Here is a 17,117-nt window from a genome sequence, read left to right on the forward strand (position 1 = left end):
TGCTGGTGGTTTTTTTTGTACTCATAAGGAGTACATGAGTAAGTAAAATAGCAAAAAGATGAAAAATGATTACTCATAAGGAGCTCATGAGTAAGTAAAAACGCAAAAAAATGAAAAATGGTTACTCATAAGGAGTTCATGAGTAAGTAAAATAGCAAAAATAAGAAAAATGGTTACTCATAAGGAGTTCATGAGTAAGTAAAAACGCAAAAAGATGAAATGTGGTTACTCATAAGGAGTTCATGAGTAAGTAAAATAGCAAAAAGATGAAAAATGGTTACTCATAAGGAGTTCATGAGTAAATAAAATAGCAAAAAGATGAAATCTGGTTACTCATAAGGAGTTCATGAGTAAGTAAAATAGCAAAAATAAGAAATATGCTTACTCATAAGGCGTTCATAAGAAAGTAAAATAGCAAAAATAAGAAAAATGGTTACTCATAAGGAGTTCATGAGTAAGTAAAAACGCAAAAAAATGAAAAATGGTTACTCATAAGGAGTTCATGAGTAAGTAAAATAGCAAAAATAAGAAAAATGGTTACCCATAAGGAGTTCATGAGTAAGTAAAAACGCAAAAAGATGAAATGTGGTTACTCATAAGGAGTTCATGAGTAAGTAAAATAGCAAAAAGTTGAAATTTGGTTATTCATAAGGGGTTCAAGAGTAAGTAAAATAGCAAAAAATACAAAGATACTAACTCATAAAGGGCTATGAGTTAGTAAATTAAACAAAAATAAAGAAATATCCACCCATCAAGGGATAAAAAGTAGCTAAAATAAAAAAATGCACTCATAAAAATGAGTACAAGCTAAAGTCACTAATCAAAATAACTATATTTTCCATGTCCATTCTTAGTGAAATTTTCACGAAGTACTTTCCAAATCCCTTTTTTTGATTTATAAATTCCACACCACTCATAAACCGCATTAGTTGTTATTTTTCTATTTGGAAAGAGAAATTTAAGTTCTTCAACACTTCTTAATATTCCATTAGACAGGTCTTCTATATAGCCACAGGCTTGGCATACAAGTTTCCCTTTTTTAACTTCAGTAATATACGTATTACAGTTAATACAAATAATGCCTTTTAATAGCTGTTCATATTGATAATTTGGAAATTGTTTGTACTTAGACTCTGATTTATGAAGTGATAAAAATACTTCGGCGAGATGAAAATGATTAACATTTAATTTGAAACGTTGCAGGTTTAATTCGTTTATTAAGCGATTTAATTGTGATGGAAAAATAATGGGTAGGTTCATAGGGGCATTGTATAAAAAAAAATCGTAGTTTACAAAAACTAAATGAGGTTTTATTTTGAAATTGATCTTGTGTTCATTAAGTAATTTTCGTAACATGGATTCGGTTCTATTAAGTTGTTCGTAAGGATTTTTTATTTCGGTTTTTGATGTTTTATACCATTGATCCCCTTCTATATAATAATCTCCTTCAAAATTTTTTACTTCAAATAAATAGATTGTTTCTCCGTTTATACCAATCGAATCAATTTGAAATTCGGATTTGTTACATTCTAACAATAAATCGTTAAGGAAAAGCCAGTTATCTGATAGTTTTGAAGTCCATTCATCAAATTTTTTTTCACCCTTGAAACCTTTTTCTAGATAAGAAAAGTATGCTAAATCTTCATCAGAAAGCCTGCTCCTATCATTTAATCTTTGATAAATCCTTAGATCATTTGATTCATATCGTTCTTTTTGATTTTTCATAATCCACCTCCTTTCAATCTATCTTACATACAAATGAAACTAATAATTTGATGATTTTCTAACTATTTTATGAATTATTTGTTGTTTAGACTTATTTCACACAAATTTTACACTTTTTTAAGATTTATATGATATAGTTCACTTAATTTCAATTGAAAACAATCTTTTATTTTTAGAAGTGTAGTTTACGAAAGTAGATTGCATGCTAAGAATAAAGATATTTAAATAAAATTTTATTACCGAGCGAGTGAAAGAAATGTCAATTAAAATGAGGTTTCTGTTGTCTTATATTGGGGTGATTCTTTTTTCAATCACATTATTATTAGCAGCAGGTTTTTTAATAATTTTTGCAATAACAGGAGATGTAAAGTCAGTAGAAAATCTTTACAAAAAGACTTATGTACAAAAACCTTTGACTACAGTAGAGGAAAGTGTGTTTCTTGATTTGAAGCTACTTGCTAAACATAATCCTCAGCAGTTACTTAATAAGAAGGAACTTAAAAGTATAGAGCATAAGAATATTTTTATTGTAGTTCGAAATGGAAAACATATTGAGTACGCTTCCCCGTCATTAGATAAAAAAGTGTTGGGAAAAGCGCTACCTGGGTTTGAGGAAACGAATATTAATACACGCGATACGATTAAAATTAATGATTTGTTTTTTACGTATGTGAAATTTGATTTTTATTTTCCAAATCAAAGCCAAGGGAGTATTTTTGTCTTAAAGAAGGCAAGTTCATATGCCGAGGTTATTCGTAATCTTTTTCCAATTTTACTAGGTTTATTGCTTTTTTTATTTATCATAATCATCGGAATGCTAAACTATTTAGTTTCCCGAAGTATTATTAAGCCAATCTCAAAACTTAAAAATGGTGCAGAAAAAATTAAAGTTGGAGATTTGAATTTTGAAATTGATACAAGTTCAAATGATGAAATCGGTGTATTAAATAAAGCTTTTGAGGAAATGAGAATCAAATTAAAAGAATCGATCAATCTCCAAATACAATATGAGGAAAATCGTAAAGAGCTATTGTCCAATATTTCGCATGATTTGAAAACACCGATTACTTCAATAATTGGATATGTGGAAGGGATAAAAGATGGGGTAGCTAATACTCCTGAGAAAATGGAAAAATATTTATCAACAGTTTACTCTAAAGCAAAGGATATGGATTCATTAATCGATGAATTGTTCTTATTTTCTAAATTGGATTTAAAGAAGGAACCATTTCACTTTGAAAATATCGAAATGAATAAATATATAGGAAGCTATATAGATGAAATTTATTTGGATTTACTGCAGCAAGGCATCAAAATAGAATTTAGTCAGGCAAATGAATCAATCAATGTTACAGCGGATCGAGAAAAATTAAAAAGAGTGTTGTCAAACTTAGTAAGCAATTGTGTGAAATATATGAACAAAGAAGAAAAGAAAATTTCATTTTCATTAAATGAACAGTTAAATGAAGTAATTGTTGAAGTAACAGATAATGGTCAAGGTATTGATTCTACAGCTTTACCATTTATTTTTGAACGATTTTACCGTGCAGAACAATCAAGAAATTCGCAAACTGGAGGTAGTGGTTTAGGACTAGCAATTGCAAAACAAATTGTTGAAGAGCATGGAGGGAAAATCTGGGCAGCTAGCGAGATAGATAAAGGGACAAGTATTTTCTTTTCCTTAAAGAAAGGTGAGAGAAATTGAAAGAAATATTACTGATTGAAGATGATATAAGCATTGCAGAATTACAAAGAGATTATTTAGAAATAAATGATTTTCGTGTAGATATTCAACATAATGGCGATGAGGGCCTTCGACATGCACTAAAAGGTAATTACGATTTAATTATATTGGATATTATGCTGCCAGGAAAAAATGGTTTTGAAATCTGTAAAGAAATACGTGCAGTAAAAAATATTCCTATTTTATTTGTATCTGCTAAAAAAGAGGATATTGATAAAATTAGAGGCCTTGGTTTAGGTGCGGACGATTACATTACAAAGCCATTTAGCCCAAGTGAACTAGTTGCAAGAGTAAAGGCACATTTATCCCGATATGAAAGGCTGGCAGGGAACAATACCGTTTCAAAAACAATTTTTGTTCATGGAATATCAATCGATCGTTCAGCTCGTAAAGTTTTTATTAACGAAGTAGAAGTACCATTTACGACTAAAGAATTTGATTTAATGGTATTTTTTGTAATGAACCCAAACCAAGTTTTAAGTAAAGAACAGCTCTATGAAAAAGTTTGGGGCCTCGAATCAGCTGCAGACGTTTCAACTGTAACCGTCCATATTAGTAGACTACGTGAAAAGATAGAAAGAGATCCTACGAACCCTAAGTTTTTGGAAACAGTTTGGGGTGCGGGGTATCGATTTAATGTATAACGAAATTTTTAAACTATCACACTTGTTAATACTTACGATAGGAGCAGTATTTGAAGTTTAAAGTATTCTAGTTAATATGGGTAGTTAGAAATAGTTTCAGATGGTCCTTTGTAAATTATGATATCTGGTGCTTTCCTATCGTTCAGCTTGTTTTTGTTATCCCACCTGGGTGAGCAGGTGGGATTTACAATCTATAAAAATAGTACAACACATGAATATTAAATGTTCACTTTTGTGGTCGACACTCTTTCATTTGAATTCCGGGTTCAAATGAAATCGATTGATCGGCACCGTTCATCGTGACAGGGACTCCAAAGGGAACACCATAATTTGGTGAACAATGACCGATAAGAAATCCGCTTAAAACAGGCAATCCAAGCGGGACGATAAGATCATTTACAATGTCCGCTATAGTTAGGGAGTTTTGGCGTTTTTTCGGTCCGCAATCATTGAAATTTCCCAAGATAATCCCTTTACATTCTTGAAGCTTATTTGCTAATCGTAATTGATTAATCATGCGATCAATACGGTAGGGTTCTTCTTGAATATCTTCAATAAATAAAATCTTTCCTTTTGTATCCACTTCATATGGTGTACCGATAGTGCTTGTTAAAACTGTTAGATTGCCACCGGTCATCGGGGCAGTGACAGAATGTGAAAATGCAGGGTATGTATCTACTTCAGAAGCGGTGAAGGTCAGACTGAGCGGTTCTAATAATTGCTTGAAAGACGCTAATGTCTTTGGTGGGACAGTATCTACACCACACTCTTGCATCATAGGCCCATGGAACGTTACTAGATTTGCTTTTTGTTGCAAAGCAATATGCAGAGCAGTAATGTCACTGTATCCCCAAAAGATTTTCGGATTGTTTTTGATGAGCTCGAAGTCTATGTCTTGTAGCAATCTTCCGCTTCCATATCCTCCGGTTGCACACAGTACCGCCTTTACTTCAGAGTCAGAGAAGGCATCATGTAAGTCCGATACTCTATTTGCATCACTTCCTGCAAGGTAGCCTCGTTTTTCAGTTACACCTTTTCCTATAAGGACATTGAGGCCGGCTTGTTCAATTTTTAGCTTCATCTTCATTACATTTTCAATGTTTGGTGGACTTGATGGTGCAATTATCATCACTGAATCTCCTGTTTTTAACGCATTCGGTTTTTGCATAATGATCCCTCCCACTTGAAAATATCTTACTTTATATATTCTATATCTAGCAGGAAATTCCTCATCTTAGGCTGTATTTTTAAAAAATATATTTACTTAAATTAGGAAGGGATTATTTGTACGAAAGAGAAATTAACAATTGAATACTAGCAAGGGAGTGGTTTAAGTGAAATCCTTAGAAAATGTAGAATTTAAAGCAGAGATTTCAAAAGAAAAGCTAGTGCAGTGGAGAAGACATCTACACAAATATCCAGAGCTTTCATTTCAAGAGGAAAAAACTTCTCAATTTGTATTTGATACATTGCAATCATTTGGAAATCTGGAGCTCTCACGTCCGACGAAATATAGTGTGATGGCAAGACTAGTTGGTGGAAAGCCTGGTAAAACGCTGGCTATTCGCGCCGATATGGATGCCCTGCCGATTGTTGAAGAAAACAGATTTGAATTCGCTTCAACAGTCCCGGGTGTGATGCATGCTTGCGGCCATGACGGGCATACGGCCATTTTACTTGGAGCGGCTGAAATCTTGGCAAAGCATAAAAATGAGATTAGTGGAGAAATCCGTTTCCTGTTCCAGCACGCCGAGGAACAATATCCGGGTGGAGCGGAGGAAATGGTGCAAGCGGGAGTTATGAATGGAGTAGACTATGTGATTGGCTTGCATCTCATGTCCGGTTTGGAAGTAGGCAAAATCGGTATCGTTTACGGACCTATGATGGCAGCCCCTGATGCATTCCATATTACAATAAAAGGCAAAGGCGGACATGCCGCGCATCCAGAAGATACTGTGGACAGTATTGCAATTGGGGCGCAAATTATAACGAATTTACAGCATATTGTTTCGCGGAAAACTGATGCATTTGCGCAAAGGGTTCTGTCTGTTACCCAATTTCACGCAGGAACGGCTGATAATATCATTCCCGAAATTGCTGAAATTGTTGGAACCGTCCGTTGCTTTGACGAAAAATTGCGATATGATGCTGAGGTGCGAATAGAACAAATTGTAAAAGGAATTTGCGAGGCCCATGGAGCAAGCTATTCTTGTCATTACCGTTATGGGTACAGACCAGTTATTAATCATGATGATGTCACAAAAGTAGTAGAACAAACAGCAATTGAAGAATATGGCAATGAATCTATTTCGTATATCAAACCATCTATGGGAGGGGAAGACTTTTCTGCTTTTTTACAAAAAACGGACGGTTGCTTTTTTAAAATTGGTTCAGGATCAGTGGATAGTGAAAGTACGTTTCCACACCATCATCCAAGGTTTACAATCGATGAAGAATCCCTTGTTATTGGAGTTAACATGTTTCTGAATGCAGCATGTAATCTTTTAAGTAAGGAATAAAAACTACTAATATTATTTTTCTGTTCGATAAATTGAACATTTAAAGAGGTAATTCGATGAATATACAGAATATTATAACTATTATATATGTTAAATATTGAGGAGGATTTCATTGAATAAACGATCTAAACGTTTAACCGCTTTACTACTAATCATGGGCATTACACTTCCAGGATGTGCCCCCCAAAAAGAAAAGGCATCAACAGCTGCGGGCTTGGGAAAACAACACACAAAACAAGTGCTGCGTTTAGTTGAAACATCTGAGCTTTCTTCAATGGACTCATCCCTTGTAGAAGACTCTACAACACTCAGTGTACTAAATAATGTTATGGAGGGGCTATACAGACAAGGAAAAGATAGCCAGCCAGTACCTGGAATTGCAAAATCCTATACAGTGAGTAAAGATAGAAAGACTTATCTTTTTAAACTGCGTGATGCAAAATGGTCTAATGGGGATCCAGTGACGGCACATGATTTTGAATATGCTTGGAAACGCACTTTGGATCCGACAACAGCTTCAGAATATGCCTACATAATGTATGATGTTAAAAACGCAAAGAAGATAAATGAAAAGCAACTACCTGTTGATCAATTGGGAATAAAGGCTATCGATGATCATACGTTAGAAGTACAGCTCGATAATCCAGTGCCGTATTTTCTAAGCTTGACCACACTTGCCCCTTTCATGCCTATTAATGAAAAGGTTGTAAAGGAGCAGGGCAAGAAATATGGTTTGGAAGCGAACACAGTTGTTTATGACGGTCCGTTTAAAATGAGTGAATGGAAGCACGAACAAAGCTTTAAGCTTGAGAAAAACACGGAATATTGGGATAAAAAGAAAGTAAAGCTGGATGAAATCAAGTTTAATATTGCGAAGGATAACTCCACAGCTATTAATCTATATGATACGGGAGCAATTGATAGGGTCAGTCTTACAGCCGAATATGTGGACAAGTATAAAGACGATAAAGAATTTAAAACAGCACAAGAAGGAAGGCTTATTTACTTAAAGCTAAATAACCAAAATCCTATTTTAAAAAATGTGAATGCGCGTAAAGCGATCGATATGGGCTACGACAAAAAAGGGATTACGGACGTACTCTTAAATAATGGGTCTACACCAGCTTACTATTTTGTAGCCAGACATTTGGCGTATGGTCCGGATGGAAAGGATTTCAACGATACTACAGGGGACTTCAATAAAACAAATATTGCGATGGCAAAGGAATATTGGGAAAAAGCCAAGCAGGAGCTTGGAAAACAAAGTGTAGCTTTAGAGTTTCTAATTGCAGAGGACGATAATAATAAGAAAATTTCCCAGTATATGAAATATGAACTTGAAAAAAATCTACCTGGTTTAACAGTGAACATCAAAATGCAGCCTGCACAGACTAAATTTGCGATGGAAGATAAGCTCCAGTACGATATTTCTCTTGCAGGATGGGGACCGGATTATCCTGATCCGATGACATTTTTGGATAAATGGGTGACGAATAATAATATAGCGTACTCGAATCCAAAGTATGATGAATTGATCACAAAAGCAAAAACGACACTCCTTCAAGATCCGAAAGAACGATGGAAGGCTTTAGCAGATGCTGAAGAGCAATTGCTTGGAAAGGATGCAGCTATTTCACCTATGTATCAGAATGGCGTGGCTTATTTAGAGAAATCGTATGTGAAAAATGTTTACAATCATCCGTATGGGGTGAAAAACTCCTACAAATGGGCGTACATAAAAAAATAAAATGCTTATAGTTTATTTTGAGATAAACTATATGAAATACGAAAAATAAAGTGATTAATTATCACAAATTTCATTTGAAGGAACTTACAAAACAATAGAAAATAGCTAATACTTATGACTGTCTAATTAGGCAGTCTTTTTTTAGTTCAAAAAACATGGCCAATTTATAAAGAAATATTATTAAAAATTTTATACTTTTTTAATAATTTGTTTAGAAGGAGTTTTCATTTAAGGATTAACATAGATTTCATACCTACAATGGTCTAACTTATTAGAAAGATTGGAGGGAAATTTCCCAGGAATAAAGTGATATTTTCATAGTGATTAGTAATGGAAAAGGAGGACGTTATATTTTATGTGGAAGTTACTTGCAGTAATAACCAGCTGCATACTTTTGCTAAATGGATGTGCCTCATTTGCTAAGGGGGAAGAAAAAGTGAACGAACAATTATTTCAAGCAGCTAAACGAGGAGAAACTGATATCGTTAAAAAGTTGATTGAGAATGGTGCAAATATTAATGCACAGAATTCTAATGGACAAACTGCCACGATGATTGCAACTTATCAAAATGATTTCAAAACTGCAAAAGTACTGATTGATGCAGGCGCAGATGTCAATATTCGAGATCACATGAAAAACAATCCTTTTTTATATGCTGGTGCTGAAGGCTTTATTGATATTCTAAAGCTTACAATAAAAGCTGGTGCTGATCCAGCCATTACGAACCGGTATGGTGGAACAGCATTGATTCCCGCCTCAGAACATGGATATGTAGATGTGGTCAATGAACTTCTTACGAATACCGAGATTGATATTAATCATGTTAATAATTTAGGATGGACGGCCCTTTTAGAAGCAATTATTTTGAACGATGGAAGTGAAAAACAACAGCAAACAGTACAATTACTTATTGTGAACGGAGCAGATGTTAATTTGTCTGATCGTGAAAATGTTAGCCCCATACAGCATGCGCGTGAAAGAGGTTTTAAAGAAATCGAAGAGATTTTGCAAGTAACAGGTGCTAAATAAGGTAAGTTTTTGAATAAATGGAGAACATATATAAAACGATAAAATGAACATTGAGGAGACAATTAAAATTGAATAATAAAACAAAAACAATTTCATCTATATTACTCGGATTAACATTAGTAGTAACAGGTTGCAATACAGCTGCTGACGCACAAGTAGAGCAAGGTAAACAAAAGCAAGAAAGAGTATACAAAGCTCCCAAAAAAGTAAAGAACAAATTAACAAAAGGCCAGGTCATGGCTAATATTTTAAGTAGCACAAACTGGCAAGGTACAAGAGTGTATGATAAAAATCATCATGATTTAACAAAAGAGAACGCAAATTTTATTGGACTTGCTAAATATGATGCAAAAACGGGCAGATACGAATTTTTTGATGCAAAAACGGGTCAAACTCGTGGGGATAAAGGTACATTCTTTATTACAAATGATGGTAAAAAACGAATTTTAATTTCTGAATCAATGAATTACCAAGCTGTAGTCGATATGACAAAACTAAATAAAAACGTATTTACTTATAAAAGAATGGGGAAAGATGCAAACGGGAATGATGTAGAAGTATATGTTGAACATGTTCCTTATAAAGAAAAACAGCTTTCTTTTACAGATCCTGATAAAAAATTAGATTCTAAAACAGGCGAGATTGTAAAAAACGTTGATGGTGATAAAATTTTAGGTAGAACACTTTGGAATGGTACAAAAGTTCTAGATGAACAAGGGAATGATGTAACGAAATATAATACGAATTTTATTAGCCTTGCAAAATTTGATGGATACACTAATAAATATGAGTTTTTCAATCTTGAAACAGGTAAAAGTCGTGGTGACTATGGATATTTCGATATTGCCCACGAAAATAAAATTAGAGCACATGTTTCAATTGGAGCAAATAAGTATGGTGCTGTTCTTGAATTGACTGAGCTTAATAAAAATAAATTTACTTACAAAAGAACAGGCAAAGACAAAGATGGTAAGGATATAACAGTATTTGTTGAGCATGAACCTTATAAAGGTGATTTTAAACCGATGTTTAGTTTCTAATAAACTTAAAAAGGGATGGAGAAATCCATTCCTTTTTTTATGTATAAATAATTTTCAATAAAAATGTTAAATTTCCCCCAATACAATTAATATTTAAATTACTGGATTTAGAAGGTATTCCAACCTGTAATTAACAAATAATTGGTATTTTTAACATTCTTTTTAAGATGAAATTGTTAAAATTCCCCCAATAGTATTGAAAGGTATTATCTTGTTTAATTAAAATGTGGATTGATTTTCACATAATTAAGACGCTTCCAATCTATCATTTAAAAAGGGGAATTCAAATGGAAAACAATTCTACATATTACAATGGCAGTGTACCAGAATATGAAGTACCAATAGAGATTGGGAAACAAAAAGACGATGAAGATATCTTGGTTGAAGATGAATCAATAATAAATGATGAGAAAGCATCAACGTTTATTATTGAGTAAATTTAAATTGCAAAAGCTTGTAGACAGTGGGATTTTCCCGTTGTTTACAAGCTTTTTTGATTAGATCCTCATAACAATAAGTCGAACTAATCACAGAAAAAGCCTTCCATACATAAAATAAATGGGCACAAATACAATATTTCATCTTAAAAGGATGTGAGGAAGATTTATCCATTAAATCATTATAACTTAGCAGGCATGCGATATGATTATTCAACCCCTCAATATCAAAGTGCTATCCGATCAGGCAATTTGAATACTAATTATACGATTAAAGCAACAGGAAAAGGTGAAGTATCAGTAAAGCCCGACCAGTCGTTTGTACTATTAGGATCAGTAGTAGAAAATATGAAAGTACAAACGGCTCAAACAGAGAATGCAATCATTTCGAATAAAATAATAGAAGCATTAAAAGGAATAGGAATTAAACAAGACGAAATTGAAACGAATTCATATACAATTGATCGAATCGTTGATTACCAAGATTCACAGCAAATTTTTAAGGGGTATCGGGTGAGTCATATGTTCAAAGTAATCGTGAAGGATCTTGCAAATGTTGGGAAAGTGATTGACGTTGCAGTTGAAAATGGAGCAAATGAAGTTCGAAATCTTACATTCGAAGTATCAAATCCCGAACCATATTATGGAGAAGCACTACAAAAGGCCACTTTAAATGCAAAAATGAATGCAGAAAACATCGCGAAATCCCTAGGGTTATCGATTAATAACATACCGATTTGGTTGGCTGAAGAAGGAATTCAAGTTGTACGTCCGATGTCTTCATTAACAATGACTGCAGCAGCATTCAGCGGTCCAACTACGCCAATTCAAGAGGGTCAAATTAAAATAACTGCTTCAGTGCAGGCAATGTTTAATTATGTAAGTTATTAAATGGTTAAAATTCGAATTAGACAGAAATATATAAATATAACATTATAATTGTTAATTTAAACAGATAGAGATATAATAAATCCGGATGATATGGAAACATGATAATGTATTTGTTATGGATCTATTAAATTCATTTAACTTAAATTGGATTGGTATATTAGTAAATTTTTTTGCTAATTAACTATTCCACCAAGAAGACAGTAAGCCTATGAATCGGCTAATTGTCATCCTGGTGGAATTTTTTTTTTGAAAAAAGTGGGAAGTGAAGTGATTTTGAGAAATGTAATAGAAACTAAGATGATATTCCTCGTCTTTAGTAAATAGGTTAAAGAATTCTGTGTAAAGATAAGCTATAACATTTTAAAAAAAATGGAAATTGAGGCGAATAAGTAATGTCAAAAAAAATACATGAATTTAATGATCTGATGAGAAAACTTCGGAAAGATTTGTTTGGAAAAGGTCCAGAGCGGATTCATACGGTGTTTGTTGAAAACATGGCCATTTCAACATTATATGGTAATTTGACTCCAACTGAAAAATTTATTTCTGGAACAATGAACGGGGCAGAAATGGTTCATACTGCACGAACAAAAATGATTCAAGATTTATATTTAAATAACCCACCAAAAGGTTTAGAAGAACTTGTTGGCGCAAAATTAGTCCATCTATTTTCAGATATGAAAGTTGAAGAAAATATAGGGATTTCGGTTTTTGTGTTCGATCGAAATATTATATAGAAGAAGCAAAAATGATAAGTGTTTTTCATAAATAAAAAACTGGGGGAGACAAATGATTGGAATGAGTTGGTTTAAAAATCGTAAATTGTTGATCAAGCTTTATCAAACCTTATTAAATATATCATTATTATTACTGAGCCTAATTCTTGCTTACTTCCTTTTCAGAGAACTTTATTATATTTTTAATGATATTTTATTGGAAAATAAAAATGTTCATCAGATTTTTGGAAAAGTTTTAATATTTTTCTTATATTTTGGATTTATATCAATTATTGTTCAATATTTCAAAGAAAATTATCATTTTCCTATACGCTATCTTCTATATATAGGGATTACAGCTACAATTCGTTTTATTATTGTAAATAATGGAGAATCGTCACATAATTTTTGGTTAGCAATCATTATTCTAGTGCTAACAATTAGTTATATCATTTTACCTTTTGGGGAAACGAAAAATGGTTGAATTAATCATAGGAGAAGTCAAATTTTCTAAAGTTAAGACAATTTAACCCAACCTAAAGGTTGAGTTAATGTAATTATACATGAATGACAATATTCATAGATCAACTTGAACAACCTGAACTTGAGCAACTCGAACTAGAACACGAAGAATGAGAACTACTAGAACATGAAGAATGTGATGAACTTGAGCATGAAGAGTGCGTGTTATGATGTTGACTATCACTATTGTTTGAACCATCATTTGTACTTTCATTTAAAGCAAAAAAAGTATTTGTAGCTAAAAATGCAGAATTAATATGACCATCATCTGATTTTTTGCTAGTAGATGAACGATTAGTCGAGCTTGGGAACGATTTTTGTGATAGGTGTTTAGTTCTTGCTTCTTCATTTTCTTTTTCTACTAAATTTTTTTGAATTCTAGCAAACTCGTTTAAAAAATTATTTTTAGTTTGTGAGTTTAAATGTGAAACGAAACTTTTTGTTTGAATTGTTTTGCTCGATAAATATTCTTGAACTTTAGTATTTTTATAATTAACAAATAAATTTCCTAACATATAGGTATTTACAGATGTCGTTTCAAACAAAGTATTATATAACAAATTGAAAACAGCCCTAGCATCGCTTCGATCGGTTATCGTTACATCATCCTTATGAACATTTGGTTCATGGTGTATCATTTCACCACAAAAAGTCTTGCAAAAATTAGGATAACTTTTCGTAAATAAAATCATTTCGTGCCAGATTTTATCAACTTCTTGACTATACATTTGAATGTTTTCAAAAATTGCTGCCATTAAGAAAAAGCGCTTTAATTCCCTTTCAATAAAGGAATACTTTTCGCTGCTCCAACCTTCTTTTTCAATAACTCTTTCTTTAACATTAGCTAGGAAATCCATTTTCCATGCGTTTTCTAGTCTAGAAACTAATGTTAAATCAGCGAAGTTAGAATTTACCTTTAAGTCGTTTATATTAAACTGAATAGAAAGATCTTTATAGTATGCATTATCATTTTTTAAATTCTTTTTAAAAAATCTTCCAAAAAATTTTTTCATATAAACCTCCTTTTATTTATTTTTAATCTAATTATATAATTAAAAAATTAACAAAAGAAGAAAATTGTTAAGATTAGGAAATTATTGAATTGTGAACTAACAAACCTTGCATAAAAACTGTTTATGGAAGAAAGTCCAAAGGTTGATCGTTAAATCTAGTTTTTTCATTCTTTATTAACGTCGGTTTTATTTCAATTAACTGCAAAGTTTTTTGATATGTAAAAATATGGTACAATCTATATCTATTCACAATTTTTTTAGGGCTAAATCTTTAGTTGAAATAGATATTTCGAACTGGTTTGTTTAAAGTTCTATAATTAGGTAATTTAAATTTGTTTGGAGGGTTTTATAGAGATGACACAAGAGCCTGTAATACCGGTTGTATCAGGGCAAAGAATTACTCCATTTCTAACGTTTAGCGGCAATGCGGAGGAAGCGATGAATTATTATGTTCGTACTTTTCCGAATTCAAAACTCGTTTCTCTTCGAAGATTTACGAAAGATGACCGAGGTGTAGAAGGGAAAATTATGAATGGTATCATTGAAATTTTAGGACAGTCTTTTATGGTTTTGGATATGGAAAAAGAACATTGTCCTGAATTTACTTGGGCTGTTTCCTTTTATTTAGAATGCAAAGATGATGCGGAGTTTGATTTAATTTTTGGTGGCTTGAAGAGTGATGGGAAAGTACTAATGGGGCCAGTAGAAATGAATGATTTTAGTAAGGTTACATGGGTGACTGATTGTTTTGGTGTTACTTGGCAGCTAGTGTTAAGAAAAAAATCTTAACAAACGGCGAATGATCCCTTTTTTGTTATTCAACCAAGTTATTTTTATTATGACAAGTAGACAAATAGACAAGTTTTCTTAAATAATAAATCATTGGTAAATAATTTGAATATTTACATAAGTTTCAATAAAAAAATATTTTTTAAAAATAATAATCTGAATATATTGAAGTTTACTAATTGTTGGCATATAATGTAATCAGATACTAGTTTATTAGAGAAAGTAATTAAGAGGTATTAGCGATATGGCAGAGCAAAGTCAACGAATTGGTCGAACAGCTATGATGCTTGCTTTGACCGATCAAGAAGAAGAATTAATGAAAAATGAAAACGTTGTATGGTGTGTAGGTAAGGTCGGTACAATGGATGCTCAAAAGGTCGTTGCCGCGATTGAAACCGCTGCCAAACAAAATGGTGTAATTAATGGAGCTCTATATAGAGAAGTTCATTCATTATATCATGCAACACTTGAAGCAATTCAAGGCGTAACAAGAGGTCATGTTCAATTAGGTGATGTTCTTAGAACAGTAGGACTTAGATTTGCTGTTGTTAGAGGAAAGCCTTATAAAAACGTGAACGAGGGTGACTGGATAGCAGTTGCACTATACGGTACGATTGGTGCTCCAATTAAAGGATCGGAGCATGAATCAGCAGGACTCGGCATTAATCACATATAATCGCCCATAGTTTATTAGATGATAGGGGGCTATGATTCGTAAGTTACTATTTACGTCTCATAGCCTCTTTCTGTGTTTTTTTTGACAAAATTCGGAGGTGTTTTTTAATGGTAACTTTAACTGGTAATAGCTTAACAATGGAACAAATGAAAAGTATTTTATTCGATAAGGCATATGTAAAAGCAGGAGAAGAGAGCTTAGTTGCGGTAAAAGCTTGTAGAGAAAAGGTAGAAGAAATCGTAAATAATGGCAAAGTCGTATATGGTATCACAACAGGTTTCGGAAAATTTAGTGATGTATTAATTGAAAAAGAAAATGTTTCAACACTTCAATATAACTTAATCGCTTCTCATGCATGTGGTGTTGGTGAACCGTTCCCTGAATTAGTTTCAAGAGCGATGTTAGTACTTCGTGCAAATACAATGTTAAAAGGTCACTCTGGCGTGCGTTTAGTAGTAGTTGAAAAATTACTTTCATTAATTAATGCTCAAATTCACCCAGTGATCCCATCTCAAGGATCATTAGGTGCTAGCGGAGACTTAGCTCCTTTATCTCACTTAGCTTTAGTTTTACTTGGTGAAGGTGAAGTTTTCTATAAAGGAAAACGTATGGAAACAGCAGAAGCTTTAGCAAAAGAAGGAATTTTACCAATTACGCTAGAAGCTAAAGAAGGTTTAGCTTTAATTAATGGTACGCAAGCAATGACAGCAATGGGCATTCTTACTTACCTTGAAGGTGAAGAATTAGCTTATCAAAGTGAATTAATTTCTTCTATTACATTTGAAGCATTAAATGGTATTACAGATGTTTTTGATGAAAGAATTCATATTGCTCGTGGATATAAAGAACAAATTGAAGTAGCAGAACGTTACCGCAATATTTTAGCAACAAGCCAATTAACGACTAGACAAGGTGAAATCCGAGTTCAAGACGCTTATACATTAAGATGTATCCCTCAAGTTCACGGAGCAAGTTGGCAAGTTCTGAACTATGCAAAAGAGAAATTAGAAATCGAAATGAATGCTGCGACTGATAATCCATTATTATTCGGTGATGATGTATTCTCTGGTGGGAATTTCCATGGTCAACCAATCGCATTTGCAATGGACTTCTTTAAATTAGGTGTTGCTGAGTTAGCGAATATTTCTGAAAGACGTATTGAGCGTTTAGTTAACCCACAATTAAATGATTTACCACCATTTTTAAGTCCAGAACCAGGATTACAATCTGGTGCAATGATTATGCAATACGTGGCTGCTGCTTTAGTTTCTGAAAATAAAACTTTAGCACATCCAGCAAGTGTTGACTCAATTCCTTCTTCAGCTAACCAAGAAGATCATGTAAGTATGGGTACAATCGGTGCACGTCATGCTTACCAAATTCTACAAAACGCTAGAAGAGTTTTAGCAATCGAATGTATTTGTGCAATGCAAGGTGTTGAATATAAAGGAATTGACAAAATGTCTGAGACAACTAGAAAGTTTATGGAAGATGCTCGTAAAACAGTTCCATCAATTACTAGAGATCGCGTATTCTCAAAAGACATTGAAAAATTAACAACTTATTTAAAAGAAAATTTCTTAGCACGAAACTATACAAAACAAACACAAATATAAGAAGAGGT

General features: G+C 32.9%; 16 protein-coding genes. 13 read left to right on the forward strand and 3 right to left on the reverse strand.

Translation table 11 applies throughout. From position 1 onward, the window contains the following. Nucleotides 1-816: 816 nt before the first annotated feature. Nucleotides 817-1,725, reverse strand: a complete 909-nt coding sequence (locus tag BED47_RS04030; RefSeq protein ID WP_069032525.1) for a nuclease-related domain-containing protein — start codon at nt 1,723-1,725, stop codon at nt 817-819. Nucleotides 1,726-1,981: 256 nt separating this feature from the next. Between BED47_RS04030 and BED47_RS04035 the strand changes: the two genes are divergently transcribed. After that, entirely contained in the window at nt 1,982-3,430 is a 1,449-nt protein-coding gene (locus tag BED47_RS04035) for a sensor histidine kinase (protein ID WP_069032526.1), read from the forward strand. Continuing rightward, complete coding sequence (locus BED47_RS04040) at nt 3,427-4,113, forward strand: response regulator transcription factor (RefSeq protein ID WP_069032527.1); 687 nt, start codon at nt 3,427-3,429, stop codon at nt 4,111-4,113. Before BED47_RS04035 ends, BED47_RS04040 begins: the two co-directional genes overlap by 4 nt. 226 nt (nt 4,114-4,339) lie before the next feature. On the opposite strand, the gene BED47_RS04045 is transcribed toward BED47_RS04040, so the two are convergent. After that, nucleotides 4,340-5,281, reverse strand: coding sequence for a S66 peptidase family protein (locus tag BED47_RS04045; protein ID WP_069032528.1), 942 nt, complete (start codon nt 5,279-5,281; stop codon nt 4,340-4,342). 166 nt (nt 5,282-5,447) lie between these two features. On the opposite strand from BED47_RS04045, the gene BED47_RS04050 reads away from it, so the two are divergent. The 8 genes from BED47_RS04050 to BED47_RS04080 all read left to right on the forward strand — a co-directional run bounded on the left by BED47_RS04050 (nt 5,448) and on the right by BED47_RS04080 (nt 12,977). Beyond that, entirely contained in the window at nt 5,448-6,632 is a 1,185-nt protein-coding gene (locus tag BED47_RS04050; RefSeq protein WP_069032529.1) for an amidohydrolase, read from the forward strand. 112 nt (nt 6,633-6,744) lie between these two features. Continuing rightward, nucleotides 6,745-8,379, forward strand: a complete 1,635-nt coding sequence (locus BED47_RS04055; RefSeq protein ID WP_254664541.1) for a peptide ABC transporter substrate-binding protein — start codon at nt 6,745-6,747, stop codon at nt 8,377-8,379. Between the two features lie 355 nt (nt 8,380-8,734). Next, entirely contained in the window at nt 8,735-9,409 is a 675-nt protein-coding gene (locus tag BED47_RS04060; protein WP_069032530.1) for an ankyrin repeat domain-containing protein, read from the forward strand. A gap of 68 nt (nt 9,410-9,477) precedes the next feature. After that, entirely contained in the window at nt 9,478-10,449 is a 972-nt protein-coding gene (locus BED47_RS04065) for a DUF4822 domain-containing protein (RefSeq protein WP_069032531.1), read from the forward strand. Between the two features lie 287 nt (nt 10,450-10,736). Continuing rightward, nucleotides 10,737-10,886 carry a hypothetical protein gene (locus BED47_RS23610; RefSeq protein WP_175403446.1) on the forward strand — a complete coding sequence of 50 codons (150 nt, stop codon included), beginning with the start codon at nt 10,737-10,739 and terminating at the stop codon, nt 10,884-10,886. Between the two features lie 156 nt (nt 10,887-11,042). After that, entirely contained in the window at nt 11,043-11,777 is a 735-nt protein-coding gene (locus BED47_RS04070) for an SIMPL domain-containing protein (protein WP_139116335.1), read from the forward strand. 392 nt (nt 11,778-12,169) lie between these two features. Then, nucleotides 12,170-12,514, forward strand: a complete 345-nt coding sequence (locus BED47_RS04075; protein WP_069032532.1) for a DUF2294 domain-containing protein — start codon at nt 12,170-12,172, stop codon at nt 12,512-12,514. A 52-nt stretch (nt 12,515-12,566) separates the two neighbouring features. Next, on the forward strand, nt 12,567-12,977 hold the full coding sequence (locus BED47_RS04080) for a phosphate-starvation-inducible protein PsiE (RefSeq protein ID WP_084006757.1): 411 nt from the start codon (nt 12,567-12,569) through the stop codon (nt 12,975-12,977). Between the two features lie 100 nt (nt 12,978-13,077). On the opposite strand, the gene BED47_RS04085 is transcribed toward BED47_RS04080, so the two are convergent. After that, nucleotides 13,078-14,028, reverse strand: a complete 951-nt coding sequence (locus tag BED47_RS04085; RefSeq protein WP_069032533.1) for a hypothetical protein — start codon at nt 14,026-14,028, stop codon at nt 13,078-13,080. 354 nt (nt 14,029-14,382) lie between these two features. Between BED47_RS04085 and BED47_RS04090 the strand changes: the two genes are divergently transcribed. The 3 genes from BED47_RS04090 to hutH all read left to right on the forward strand — a co-directional run bounded on the left by BED47_RS04090 (nt 14,383) and on the right by hutH (nt 17,109). Next, the gene (locus tag BED47_RS04090) at nt 14,383-14,817 is read left to right on the forward strand and encodes a VOC family protein (protein WP_069032534.1); all 435 of its coding nucleotides are present in this window, start codon (nt 14,383-14,385) and stop codon (nt 14,815-14,817) included. Nucleotides 14,818-15,061: 244 nt separating this feature from the next. Continuing rightward, complete coding sequence (gene hutP, locus BED47_RS04095) at nt 15,062-15,493, forward strand: hut operon transcriptional regulator HutP (RefSeq protein ID WP_025671549.1); 432 nt, start codon at nt 15,062-15,064, stop codon at nt 15,491-15,493. Between the two features lie 107 nt (nt 15,494-15,600). Further along, nucleotides 15,601-17,109: a histidine ammonia-lyase gene (gene hutH / locus BED47_RS04100; protein WP_069032535.1), complete on the forward strand. Its 1,509-nt coding sequence runs from the start codon at nt 15,601-15,603 to the stop codon at nt 17,107-17,109. Nucleotides 17,110-17,117 lie beyond the last annotated feature (8 nt).

It is taken from the genome of Gottfriedia luciferensis (assembly GCF_001712755.1).
GTDB lineage: Bacteria > Bacillota > Bacilli > Bacillales > Bacillaceae_G > Gottfriedia > Gottfriedia luciferensis_B.

Coding starts and splice junctions, on each gene's coding strand:
- BED47_RS04030 (WP_069032525.1), bottom strand. CDS start 1,725: ATGAAAAATCAAAAAGAACGATATGAATCAAATGATCTAAGGATTTAT.
- BED47_RS04035 (WP_069032526.1), top strand. CDS start 1,982: ATGTCAATTAAAATGAGGTTTCTGTTGTCTTATATTGGGGTGATTCTT.
- BED47_RS04045 (WP_069032528.1), bottom strand. CDS start 5,281: ATGCAAAAACCGAATGCGTTAAAAACAGGAGATTCAGTGATGATAATT.
- BED47_RS04060 (WP_069032530.1), top strand. CDS start 8,735: ATGTGGAAGTTACTTGCAGTAATAACCAGCTGCATACTTTTGCTAAAT.
- BED47_RS23610 (WP_175403446.1), top strand. CDS start 10,737: ATGGAAAACAATTCTACATATTACAATGGCAGTGTACCAGAATATGAA.
- BED47_RS04075 (WP_069032532.1), top strand. CDS start 12,170: ATGTCAAAAAAAATACATGAATTTAATGATCTGATGAGAAAACTTCGG.
- BED47_RS04080 (WP_084006757.1), top strand. CDS start 12,567: ATGATTGGAATGAGTTGGTTTAAAAATCGTAAATTGTTGATCAAGCTT.
- BED47_RS04085 (WP_069032533.1), bottom strand. CDS start 14,028: ATGAAAAAATTTTTTGGAAGATTTTTTAAAAAGAATTTAAAAAATGAT.
- BED47_RS04090 (WP_069032534.1), top strand. CDS start 14,383: ATGACACAAGAGCCTGTAATACCGGTTGTATCAGGGCAAAGAATTACT.
- hutP (WP_025671549.1), top strand. CDS start 15,062: ATGGCAGAGCAAAGTCAACGAATTGGTCGAACAGCTATGATGCTTGCT.
- hutH (WP_069032535.1), top strand. CDS start 15,601: ATGGTAACTTTAACTGGTAATAGCTTAACAATGGAACAAATGAAAAGT.